Annotated in this window: 11 protein-coding genes; 4 read left to right on the top strand and 7 right to left on the bottom strand. The window is 65.7% G+C overall.

The features are described from left to right. Positions 1-226: 226 nt before the first annotated feature. Complete coding sequence (locus C8D03_RS15755) at positions 227-1,156, bottom strand: histone deacetylase family protein (protein ID WP_108047531.1); 930 nt, start codon at positions 1,154-1,156, stop codon at positions 227-229. Between the two features lie 229 nt (positions 1,157-1,385). On the opposite strand from C8D03_RS15755, the gene C8D03_RS15750 reads away from it, so the two are divergent. Further along, positions 1,386-1,982, top strand: a complete 597-nt coding sequence (locus C8D03_RS15750) for a L,D-transpeptidase (RefSeq protein WP_108051698.1) — start codon at positions 1,386-1,388, stop codon at positions 1,980-1,982. A 27-nt stretch (positions 1,983-2,009) separates the two neighbouring features. Here the strand turns inward: C8D03_RS15750 and C8D03_RS15745 are convergent, their stop codons facing one another. Both C8D03_RS15745 and C8D03_RS15740 read right to left on the bottom strand, forming a co-directional pair. Further along, positions 2,010-2,903 carry a metallophosphoesterase gene (locus C8D03_RS15745; protein WP_108047529.1) on the bottom strand — a complete coding sequence of 298 codons (894 nt, stop codon included), beginning with the start codon at positions 2,901-2,903 and terminating at the stop codon, positions 2,010-2,012. A 506-nt stretch (positions 2,904-3,409) separates the two neighbouring features. Then, on the bottom strand, positions 3,410-4,789 hold the full coding sequence (locus tag C8D03_RS15740; protein WP_108047527.1) for an aspartate aminotransferase family protein: 1,380 nt from the start codon (positions 4,787-4,789) through the stop codon (positions 3,410-3,412). A 219-nt stretch (positions 4,790-5,008) separates the two neighbouring features. Here C8D03_RS15740 and C8D03_RS15735 point away from each other — a divergent pair, with 219 nt between their 5' ends. After that, a complete protein-coding gene (locus C8D03_RS15735; RefSeq protein WP_108047525.1) occupies positions 5,009-5,530 on the top strand; it encodes a YkgJ family cysteine cluster protein in 522 nt (173 codons plus the stop codon). Between the two features lie 41 nt (positions 5,531-5,571). On the opposite strand, the gene C8D03_RS15730 is transcribed toward C8D03_RS15735, so the two are convergent. Continuing rightward, the gene (locus C8D03_RS15730; protein ID WP_108051696.1) at positions 5,572-5,976 is read right to left on the bottom strand and encodes a MarR family winged helix-turn-helix transcriptional regulator; all 405 of its coding nucleotides are present in this window, start codon (positions 5,974-5,976) and stop codon (positions 5,572-5,574) included. A gap of 175 nt (positions 5,977-6,151) precedes the next feature. Here C8D03_RS15730 and C8D03_RS15725 point away from each other — a divergent pair, with 175 nt between their 5' ends. Beyond that, positions 6,152-6,928 carry a DUF1499 domain-containing protein gene (locus C8D03_RS15725; protein WP_108047523.1) on the top strand — a complete coding sequence of 259 codons (777 nt, stop codon included), beginning with the start codon at positions 6,152-6,154 and terminating at the stop codon, positions 6,926-6,928. Positions 6,929-6,931: 3 nt separating this feature from the next. Here C8D03_RS15725 and C8D03_RS15720 read toward each other — a convergent pair whose 3' ends face one another. Further along, positions 6,932-7,846, bottom strand: coding sequence for an MBL fold metallo-hydrolase (locus tag C8D03_RS15720; protein ID WP_108047521.1), 915 nt, complete (start codon positions 7,844-7,846; stop codon positions 6,932-6,934). A gap of 154 nt (positions 7,847-8,000) precedes the next feature. Here C8D03_RS15720 and C8D03_RS15715 point away from each other — a divergent pair, with 154 nt between their 5' ends. Beyond that, positions 8,001-8,627, top strand: coding sequence for a biotin transporter BioY (locus C8D03_RS15715; RefSeq protein ID WP_248308494.1), 627 nt, complete (start codon positions 8,001-8,003; stop codon positions 8,625-8,627). Between the two features lie 94 nt (positions 8,628-8,721). Here C8D03_RS15715 and C8D03_RS26490 read toward each other — a convergent pair whose 3' ends face one another. Next, positions 8,722-8,859, bottom strand: a complete 138-nt coding sequence (locus tag C8D03_RS26490) for a hypothetical protein (protein ID WP_181301006.1) — start codon at positions 8,857-8,859, stop codon at positions 8,722-8,724. 169 nt (positions 8,860-9,028) lie between these two features. Then, positions 9,029-10,954 carry an alpha/beta hydrolase gene (locus C8D03_RS15710; RefSeq protein WP_108047519.1) on the bottom strand — a complete coding sequence of 642 codons (1,926 nt, stop codon included), beginning with the start codon at positions 10,952-10,954 and terminating at the stop codon, positions 9,029-9,031. Positions 10,955-11,226: the final 272 nt, after the last annotated feature.

Raw genomic sequence — 11,226 nt, 5'->3', positions numbered from 1 at the left:
GCCGTCGCGACGAGCAGCGCCGCATCGCGCCCTCCATACGCCGCAATCCCTTACGCACCTTATCGTTACCCGGAAGCGCACCTCCCCGATGCGATTTCCCGGTCGAACCCCCGGCCGAGCGACCTGCCGCGACACGGCATCCCACTAGCATGTTTCTCTTGGGGAGACACGACTGAACCCGCGATGAACGCTGCTTCGCGCGGCCGCTCGTCCCAGCGCGGTGCATTCACCCGCGCATCAGCGCCATGACATGCGCGGCGGCCGAGCGCGACAGCCCCTGGAGATCGTAGCCTCCTTCCAGGATCGAGACGATACGTCCCGCGCAGGATCGATCGGCGATCTCCATCAGCTTCTGCGTCGCCCAGGCAAAATCCGGTTCCTTCAGGTTGAGATTGGCGAGAGGGTCACGCCAATGCGCGTCGAAGCCGGCGGAGATGACGATCAGGTCCGGCCGGAAGGCCGCGATGCGCGGCAGCAGCGCGGTCTCCATCGCCTCGCGAAACACCTCGGAGCCGTCGCCCGCATGCAGCGGCGCATTGACGATGGTGCCGTGCTGGCCGCGCTCTGAGGCAGCCCCCGTGCCGGGGTAGAGCGGCATCTCATGGGTCGAGGCGTAGAGCACGCTCGCATCGTCCCAGAAGATCTCCTGCGTGCCGTTGCCGTGATGCACGTCCCAATCGAGGATCGCGACGCGCTCGGCGCCATGGCGCCGCTGCGCATAGCGGGCCGCGATGGCGGCGTTGTTGAAAAAGCAGAACCCCATCGCCTTGACGCTCTCGGCATGATGGCCCGGCGGGCGCATCGCGCTGAAGGCGTTCGCCACGCGCCCGGTCATCACCTCGTCCACCGCCTGGGCCGCACCGCCGACTCCATGCAGCGCCGCATCGACCGTTCCCGGCGACATCAGCGTGTCGGCATCGACCTGGACGAGGCCGCTCTCCGGGGAGGCTGCGAGGATCGCCTCCGCGAAGTCGCGAGGGTGGCACAGCGTCACCTGGTCGAGCGTGCCGAGCGCGGCGCTCTCTCGAATCAGCGACGAGAAGCGCTCGTCCTCCAGTGCGGCCTCGACGGCGCGCAGCCGGTCCGGGCGCTCGGGATGCCCGGGCGGGGTCTCGTGCCGGAGACTGGAGGGATGCGTGATCAGAAGGGTCGTCACCGGCAGGCCTCTCGGTTCGGCGGTCGGATGGGATGCAGCGTGGCCGTCATGTCACGGTGCAGTGCGAAACGCCCGATTTCGCTGCCACAAGGGGAACCTGATTGCGCCATGTTGGTTTCGGGCCTAGAGCATCGACGAACAGTCGACGCTCCTGCCGGAACGGGTGGATACGAAGCGTTAACCCCGCATTCATCATAAAGGTCGCCTTCGGGCCGCTCTGGTGGACATCATGAAACAGACCGTGATCCTTGCGTTGGCGATGTCGACCCTTCTGGGGGCGTGCCAGTACAAGAGCGTGAATGCTCCGGCTCTGTCGGCCCGCGATGCCGAATACATCGCGCTGGTGCCGAAATTCGAGCATCAGATCACGCATCTGCCTTATGAGATCAGCGACCCGACGGGCCAGGCGCCCGGCACGATCGTTGTCGATACCAAAGAGAAATATCTCTATTACGTGCTGCCGAACAAGAAGGCGATCCGCTACGGTGTCGCGACCGGCGACGAAGCCTTCGGCTGGACCGGCGAGGCCGTGATCCAGCGCAAGGCTGAGTGGCCGCGCTGGACGCCTCCGGCCGAGATGATCGCGCGCTGGCCGCATCTGGCGCCACGCGCCGGCGGCATGGAGGGCGGCCCCGACAATCCGCTCGGCGCGCGTGCGCTTTATCTCTACCAGCACGGCCACGACACGCTCTATCGCATCCATGGCACCAACGAGCCGGAGACGATCGGCCGCTCTGCCTCTTCCGGCTGCATCCGGATGCGCAATATCGACGTGATCGACCTGTTCAATCGCGTGCCCAACGGCACGAAGGTGATCGTCAGCTGATCTTGCCGGGCGCGATACCCGCCCGGATCACCCCAGTTCGATCAGCAGGATTTCCGGCGGAATGCCGAAGCGGATCGGCAACTGGCTCGTGCCGATTCCGGCCGAGACGATGAGATCGCGGCCATTCTCGCGGATATGCCCGTAGGCGTAACGGTTCCCGTAGCGCGAGGGCACGATCGGCGACCAGCCCAGCAGCCGCACCTGCCCGCCATGGGTATGCCCCGATAGCGTCAGCGATACGCGGTCGGGCATCCGCGCGAAGATATCGGGCTCATGCGCCATCATGATCACCGGCGCACCGTCCTCGGCGATCTGCGCCATCGTCCCGGCGAGATCGTCTGTACCGTGCGGAAGGCCGCGCACACGCGGCAGGAAGGCGACCTGATCCCCAAGGCCGGCCAACCATAATGGACCGTCGGCGGTGTCCAGCCGCAGCGCGCGGTTTTCCAGCACGGGGATGCCGACGCGCTCCAGGGCAAGTCCGACCTGCGTCGGACCGGCGCGCGCCACCTGCGTTTGCCGGTCATGCCACCAATCGTGGTTGCCGAGCACGGCAAAGACGCCGTCGCGAGCCTGAAGCCGCGCCAGTTCCATCGCCAGTTCCTGCATCGGCGGGTCGGAAGCGATGCGTGTTCGGCTCGCCACGAAATCCCCGACCAGCAGGATCAGATCCGGCTTCAGCGCGTTGGCAGTGCCGACAAGCTCGCTGACGCGCGCGAGCGGCACATGCAGCGAACCGACATGCAGGTCCGACATCACCACCAGCCGCAATCGCCGGCCCGCCGGCCAGCCTCTCGGCGTCAGCCGGTAGCGGGTGAGGTCGTGCCGGGCAGGTTCCCAGGCGGCGGCATAGGCCCCCGTGCCGGCCAAGGCCAAAAAAAGACCGGCGAGAGCTTTGAAAACTCTGCGCCGGTCAAGCATGGAGGGTCTCGAAAAAATCTCGAAGAAGGTCAGTCGTCAAAACCGTTGCGAAGGACCCCGGCAAGCCGGGATGGTACGTCCTTCGCACAGGTATCCAACGCTGCAACGGGGCGTCTTGTTCCAGCCGCCACCGCGGGAAAAGCGATCGGCCGGAACCAGGAAGCATAGGCCTCCCTTGCCGTTGCATCGTGGAAACTCGCATGGGGTTGCGTCTTGCGACGCGCATCGGCGGGGGTCATCGGTCTCGACTTCGTTGGCCACAGGAATGACGACGGTTCCTGGCCATCGTCATTCCTGCACCTTGACCGGCGATCGGGACGGCGCTGCGGCGCCATCGTGATCTGTTCAAGGCGATTTGTGTCGCTCTGCAAACTAGCGTCACAATCGTGAACGAATTGCTGCGCGGCGGCACACAGGTATCCGGTCTGCAGGTGGCCGGCATGAAAACGCCGCCCTGTCGGACAGACAGGGCGGCGGGGAATCCTGCAGGGGTTTAGCCGCCGGTTTCAGGCCGACAGCAGGCCCTCGGCGGTCGCCCAGCTCAGGGTCTTGTTCAGGGCGCGCTCGTAACGGTCGAACATTTCCTCGATCTCGGCCGCGGTGATGATCATCGGCGGGCAGAAGGCGACCCGGTCGCCCATGGCACGGGTGATCAGGCCCTCTTCCTGCGCGAAGTGGACCGACTTGGCGCCGACGCCCTTCTTGCCCTCGAACGCGGCCTTGGTGGCCTTGTCCTTGACGAGCTCGACCGCGCCGATCAGGCCGACGCCGCGCGCCTCGCCGACAAGCGGATGCTCGCCGAGCTTGTTCAGGCGCTTGAGGAAGGTCGGCTCCATCGCGCGGACATGCTCGACGATTTTGTCGCGCTTGTAGATCTCCAGCGTCTTGACCGCGATGGCGCAGCCGACGGGATGCCCCGCATAGGTGTTACCATGGCCGAAGGTGCCGATCTTGCGGCTCTGGTCGACCAGAACCTCATAGACCTTCTCGTTCATCATCACGGCGCTGAGCGGGAAATAGGCCGAGGTGATCTGCTTGGCGCAGGAGATCGTGTCGGCGTTCATGCCATAGGTCGTGGTGCCGAACATGTTGCCGGTGCGGCCGAAGCCGGTGATGACCTCGTCGGCGATGAAGAGAATGTCGTATTTCGCCAGGATCGCATTGATCTTCTCGAAATAGCCTTCCGGCGGGGTGATCGCGCCACCGGCGCCCATCACGGGCTCGGCGATGAAGGCCGCGACCGTATCGGGCCCCTCACGCAGGATCATCTCCTCAAGTTCGGCGGCAAGACGCGACGAGAAGTCCTGCTCGCTCTCGCCGGGCTCGGCGAAGCGGTAATGATGGGCGCAGGAGGTGTGCAGGATGCCGGGCAGCGGCAGGTCGAAGTCGATATGGTTGTTCGGCAGGCCGGTCAGCGAGGCCGAGGCCACGGTGACGCCGTGATAGCCCTTGAGGCGCGAGATGATCTTCTTCTTCTGCGGCCGGCCGAGCGCATTGTTCATGTACCAGACGATCTTGACCTGGGTGTCGTTCGCGTCGGAGCCGGACGCGCCATAGAACACCTTCGAGATCGGAACCGGAGCGATCTCCTTCAGCTTCTCGGCCAGTTCGATCGCCGGGTCGTTGCTCTTGCCACCGAAGATATGGGTGAAGGGCAACTTCTTCATCTGCTCATAGGCGGTCTCGGCCAGTTCCTGGTTGGAATAGCCGAGCGCGGTGCACCAGAGGCCCGCCATGCCCTCGATGTATTCCTTGCCAGTGGAGTCGTAGACATAGACGCCCTTGCCGCCCTCAATCACGAGCGGGCCGACCTCGCGATGGGTCGCGAGGTTGGTATACGGATGGACCAGGGTCTCGATGTCGCGGACGGCGAGGTTGGAGAGCATCGTACGGTTCCCTGATGCGAGTGGCGGCTTCTGTCATCATAGACCGCAGGCCGCGCAAGCGCTGAGCGATTTTCTCGCACATCGGCGCAGACTCTGGCGCAGGCCCCCCCCTCCGCGCGCGATCCTTCAGGCATCCGGCGCCGGCAGGCGGAAGCGCTTGCCAGCCCGGTCGCGCCTCGCCATGGTTCCGCACTCTGGAATCCTCGTAAAAGATGCGGAATGATTGAGCCGGCAACCCTCAGGACCCAACCTGCACCCGGGCGCGGCTGCGGAACCTGCACCCTCTGCTGCAAGGTCTACGATGTCCCGGCCGCCGGGGCGACCGCGGGCAACTGGTGTCCCAATTGCAAGCCGGGGCGCGGCTGCGGGATCTATGAGGCGCGGCCGCAGCAATGCCGCGACTTCCTCTGCCTCTGGATGACCCAGGATTACCTCGGCCCCGAATGGAAGCCCGACAAGGCCCGCTTCGTGCTGACCATGGACGCCGCAACGCGCTGGCTCTTCGTGCAGGCCGATCCGGGCGCAGCGCAGGCCTGGCGCAAGGAACCCTATTACGGCCAGCTCAGGCGCTGGGCGGCGGCCGGCAACCGGCCTGTCATCATCTTCGTCCGGAAGTTCGCCACGGCACTCACGGCCCATGGCGAGGCGGTGCTCGGCGAGATCGGCCCCGAGGACCGCCTCGTATTGCGCGACCTGGCCGGCGGGCGCCAGGCGGTGGAGAAGATGCGCATCAACGCCTGAGCAGCGTGCTGGCGGAACTGGCTCAGCGCCTGAAACCGGCCCTAGGCATCATCATCCGTCGCGCGCGCGAGATCGCGCCAGGCGAGCACGAGCCGGTCGAGTTCCGCGAGATCCCGCACTGGCAGCTTGCCGAGCGTCTGCGCGACGAAGGCACGCTGCGCCTGGATGCCGGCATCAGCCAGCCTGCGGCCCTCCGGCGTCAGATGCATGGCGTAGGAGCGCCGGTCGCCCGCGATGGCGCGGCGCTCGACGAGCCCGGCCTGCACCAGCCGGTCGACGAGGCCGGAGACATTGCCCTTGGTGACATAGAGCCGCTCGGCCAATTCGTTCTGGCTGATACCCTCGCGCTCGGTCAGGGTCGAAAGCAGGTCGAATTGCGGGATCGAGAGCCCGAGCGCGCGAATGCGCCCCGTCATCTGGCCGAGCATCCGCTGGTGCAGCCGCATGAAGCGGAACCAGACACGGTCCGGTTCGGTCGCCTCATTGCGCGGAGCTGTCTTCGATTCTGGCACGGCCCGCCCCCCATCACGAAAGGTCAGGACTAAACCATCTCGCCGGCAGAGGCGAGGTATGCGGTCTTTCAGCCTTGCTTTGAGCCCGCCGCAGCGTCACCTATGGCCGATGCATCGCCGTCTCGTCTTCGAGGAGCCTGTCTCGCGCGCCGCCATCTGGAGCCGGCGGCTCGCCTGGTTTTCGCTCGCCGTTCTGCTCCTCGCGCTGCTCGTCTTCAGGACCGGCGAGCCAAGTCTCGAGGGGCTGGCGCCGGTCGCGGCGGCCTACGTCTTCGTCTTGCTGGCGCTGCTCCTGTCGCTGCTGGCCTTCGCCCGGATCTGGCAGTCCGGCCATCGCGGTGTCGGTATGGCCTCCGGCGCCTTCCTGCTCTGCGTGCTGATGCTGGCACCGGCAGCCTATGTCGGCTTCAGGCTGGCGACCCTGCCAGCCCTGGCCGATGTCTCGACCGACATCGACGACCCACCGGCCTTCAGCCGCTCGCGCGTGGCGCTCGATGCCCGCAACGGCCGCGTGCCGCCGGACGTGCCCCCCGATCGCCGCCGCCTCCAGCGGCCGGCCTATCCGAAGACGGTGCCGATCGTGCTCGAGGTGCCGGCCGAGATCGCCTTCGACATCGCGCGCCGCGCCGCGCTCGCACGCGGCTGGCAGGTGCTGGAATCGTCGCGGCCGGGCGGGCGCAGCGGCGCCGGGCGCGTCGAGGCCGTAGCGCGCTCGCGCATCCTGCGCACCTCCGAAGACATCACCATCCGTGTCCGGCCGCGCGCCGATGGCAGCCGAATCGACATCCGCTCCGCGACGCGGATCGGCCAGCACGATCTCGGCATCAACGCCGCGCGGATCGCAGCTTTCGCCGACGAGGTCGAATTGCTGGTCGACAGCCGCTGAGGCTCAGGCGAGGCGGTAGCGGCTCTCCAGCGAGGGCAAAGGCTCGTCGCAGATGACCACGCCGCGCAGCACCAGATCCTCCAGTTGCGCGAGCACCGACAACGCAGCCGCGCCGTGCAGCGCCGGCGGGAGGCCCTGATAGATCGGCGGCACCATGGCGGCGATGATCTCGTCGCCCGCCCGCAGCCGGCCGAGGATCGCCGCCTCGCGCTGGCGACGATGCTGCACCAGCCCGCGCAGGAAGCGCTGCGGCTCGGTCACCGGGCCACCATGGCCGGGCCAGTAGACGCCATGTTCCATGCCGCGCAGGGTCTCGATCGAGGCCATATAGGCCGCCATCGAGCCGTCGGGCGGGGCGACGATCGAGGTCGACCAGGCCATGACATGGTCGCCGGAGAACAGGGCCGCCTCCTCCGCCAGCGTGAAGGCGAGATGGTTGGCGGTGTGCCCCGGCGTCTCGACGGCACGCAGGCTCCAGCCCGGCCCCGTGATCGCATCTCCGCCCGCCATCTCGAATTCCGGCGCGTAGTCGCGGTCGGCCGCGGCATCGAGCCGGTTGACTTCGCCCTCGGCCAGCTCGCGCGCGGCGCGATGCGGCCCGCAGCCCACCACGGCCGCGCCCGTCGCGGCCTTGAGCGCCGGCACGGCCGGCGAATGGTCGCGATGGGTGTGCGTCACGACGATATGGCTCACCGTCTCGCCTGCGACCGCCGCAAGCAGCCTTGCGATATGCGCCGCATCGTCGGGGCCGGGATCGATGATCGCGACCCTGCCCTGGCCCACGATATAGCTGCAGGTCCCGGTGAAGGTCATCGGCCCGCCATTGCCGGCGATGACGCGCCGGACCAGCGGCGACAGCCTTGCGACCTCGCCCGGAGGGGTCGTGGTGCTGCGGTCGAATTCGATCTCGTCGCTCATGCCTGATCCTGCAATCCAGCTTGGCCAATCCAGCTCGGTCAGCCCGGCTCGTCGTCGCCGCGCGTGGTACGCCGCTTGTGGGGCTTTGCCGCATTTTCTATAGACGGAAAAGACGGTCGCGCAGCGCGGCCTTCGCGAACAGGACGACATGCCCATGGCCGATATGCTTCCCCTTCAAGCCCCGACGCTGGCCGGCGCGGCCCTTCCTGCCGTCGCGGGCCCCCGCGCCACCCTGCTGCGCAACGTCGCGCTCGCCGTCGCCGGCAGCCTGCTGCTGGTTCTCGCCGCCAAGATCAAGGTGCCGTTCTGGCCGGTGCCGATGACGCTGCAGACCCTCGCCGTGCTCGGCCTCGGCGCCGCCTATGGCTCGCGCCTCGGCGCCGCGACGGTCGCGCTCTATATCGCCTACGGCCTCGCCGGCCTCCCGGTCTTCACCAATACGCCGCCCGTGGCCGCCGGCCCGCTCTATCTCGTCGGCCCGACCGGCGGCTTCCTCGTCGGCTTCGTGGCCGCGGCCGCCATCGCTGGCTGGGCTGCCGCGCGCGAAGCTTCGCTGCCGCGCCTCATCGGCGGCCTGGTCGCAGCCGAGGTCGTGATGATGCTGCTGGGCTTCGGCTGGCTCGCCTTCGGCGCCCAGATGGCTGCCGGCATAACCGGCGTCGGCTTCGCCAAGGCCTTCGCCTATGGCGTCCAGCCCTTCCTGCTCGGCGACCTGGTCAAGCTCGCGCTTGTGGCCTGCCTGGCGCGCGCCGGCTGGTCGGTGCTTCAGCGCCGCGGCTGAATCAGCCACACGGCAAGATCGAAAAAGGCCGGGGCGCTGCCCCGGCCTTTTTCATGTGCGGCGGCCTCTGGAAACCAGCGTTGCGACGGTTCCGTCAGCCATTGGGGCTGGAGGTGCTGCAGGTCTTCTGCCCCGGCGCAGTAAAGAACGGACCGAGATTGCCGCATTTGTCGCAGCCTGCGAGCAGCGTCGCCAGTCCGAGAATGCCGAGGAGGTGCAGGGCGCGCTTCATGATCGATTCCGCTGGTCGTGTTCGCCCACCCTAGAGGGGGAGCGCGACGATGACCACAGGGCGCGACAGCCTCGCCGCCGATGCCAGAAGCGGCGATGCGCGGGATCGCCCAAGCACCGGCAGACGCAACGCCCGAACGAGCGCACACGGCCCTGCCGGAACGCAATAACTACAGAACGAAGCGCCAGAACGAGGGGCGCCCGGTCACGCCTGGCGGCATGCCTCGAATTTCCGGCAAGCGCTCATTGGGCGGCCGCAATCCCCTGCGAATGATCAGTTTGATGTCGTTGATCAAGGAGCGGCGCTCGGCGAAGCTGGTGTGGTTGAGGCCGAACATCTCCTCGCCGATCGCCGATGTGTCGATCAGATCGACCGTCTTCAACTCCATGATCTTGTTCTGATTGAAATCGCCCGCCTTCGGCGCCTTGGACACATTACGCGCCGCGATCATCGCCTTGTCTGTCGATGAAGCGTACAAGGTCATCCCGGCCGTCACTTTTTCAAGATCTGATATCTGTCCCAGGAACAGGTCCTGATCGATATCCGGCGAGGCCATGATAAGCTCATTGATCTTGCGGGGATTTGTCGTCTTGCCGTAATTGGCCAGCGCATCAACGACCACGCGATTGCCCATGCTATGGGCGATGACGTGAACGCGTTTCGTCTTTGTCTCGGTTTGAACCAGAGTGACCAAATCCAGAAATCTGTCGCGGGCGTTGAGCGCGCTGTTCTGATCATAGTCATAATGCGCCACGCTGTTGCCGCGCGACGGCCACGAGAACAGAATCATCGTTCCCGGATATTGAAGATCCCACGCAATTTGCGCGGCGCGATAAACCGAGTCTTCGAAGGTCGTGTTGAATCCGTGAACGAAAATCAGCACCTCCCCATCGGGGTTGCTGCTGATCTGTTCCAGCCAGCGCTCGCGATTGATCGTGACGATGTGATCGACCTTGAAGTGTTTCTCCTTTTGAAATTCGTCTTTCCAGATTGTGAAGCTCAAGACCTTGTAGTTTCCCGGCAATTCGATCCGGCCGATCTTGTGGTCCTCCGGCACTCTGACCCGGACGGCTCCGAGGGTGAGTGACGGCATGCGCCCGAACGAAAACTCGGTTGGCCTGGACGGATCGGGCCGGCTTCTGTTGGTTGCAAACAGAAACTCGACGATGCGCGCGTCTTTGGCCCCTACCGATGGGGCAACCTGTGATGGATTGGGTTGCGGGAGCACATAAGGCTGAGGCGGCAGACCGGGCTGCGGATTGGCCAGCGCAATCGTCGCCCCGCCAGCGGGCATCGTCGGAGGTGTTGCGCCGGTCGTCGGAATTCCGCTCCCGACCGACGCTCCGGAACCGAGCGGTGGACCAGGCTGCGGAGAAGAGGCAGCGGCGGAGGCGGCCGGAGCAGCCGCCGCCGGTCTGGCAACGACCGAGGGACGGCTAGCCGGGGCGCTGGCGGGGCTTGTGCGTGACGCTGACATTTGAGCGCCAGCCACCAGCGTGTCGGCGAAGAAACCGCCACCGGGCAACCGGCGGGCGCCGGGTGGCGGAACGACGACGGGCGCGGGCCGAGCGTAGGGTCGTCCCGCTGGCTGGGATGCCGGCCCCGGCGCGTCTCCAGATGCCTGTATCGACTGTGTGGCAGGTTTCGCCGCGCCGGCAGCACCGAGGCCATCGCTGATAATTATCCGATCTGGACCATCCGCGATGAACATCGATTCGCTAATCGTAAAATCCCCCTGTGAATCCACAGGGATCTCAGTTTTGCAGAAATCTATATTTTCTAAATATCTTTCCTTTTCGGAAAACCGTTCTCCGGTCGCACCGTAATAATTGACCCGGATATTATAAAAGCATTGAGATACTGAGGATGGCGATTTTGACGTAATGATCGCGCTTTTCTTTGGCGCTATCCTGGCAGACGCTGGCTGATCGGGACGATCGAAACCCATCTGATTGATGGCTATTTCAAGCGTATAATCACTTGTGTTGTTCGAGACGGAGGACATCCGTATCGCATTCTCATTCGCATTCGCCCCCATCGTGGCGGCAAGATAGAATCCGGTGATGAAAGCCGCAGTCGCCTCGAACCGTTTCATGGCTGATGCTCGTCGCTGGCAGCGCTTCCCAGCGCCCGTGGCGCAAGCGCCACCTAAGGTTGCGCCTCTTGCCTCACACGTCAAGTGACTGCACCTGCAAACAGCCGGCACGACGGCCCGCCAACCGGATCATCTGGAAGCCGGATGACGCTCGCCTCGCCCGCCGCACCGGCGGGGTCGAGCCATTCTTGCAGGGAACAAGGCATATGTCGGCTGATTGAATACCGGGAAGGAGTTCGGGCATCGCCCCTGCCGCGGCTCGCGTAACAGGC

This window comes from Bosea sp. 124, from assembly GCF_003046175.1.
Taxonomy (GTDB): domain Bacteria; phylum Pseudomonadota; class Alphaproteobacteria; order Rhizobiales; family Beijerinckiaceae; genus Allobosea.
This window is presented reverse-complemented; position numbering and strand designations above follow the sequence as displayed.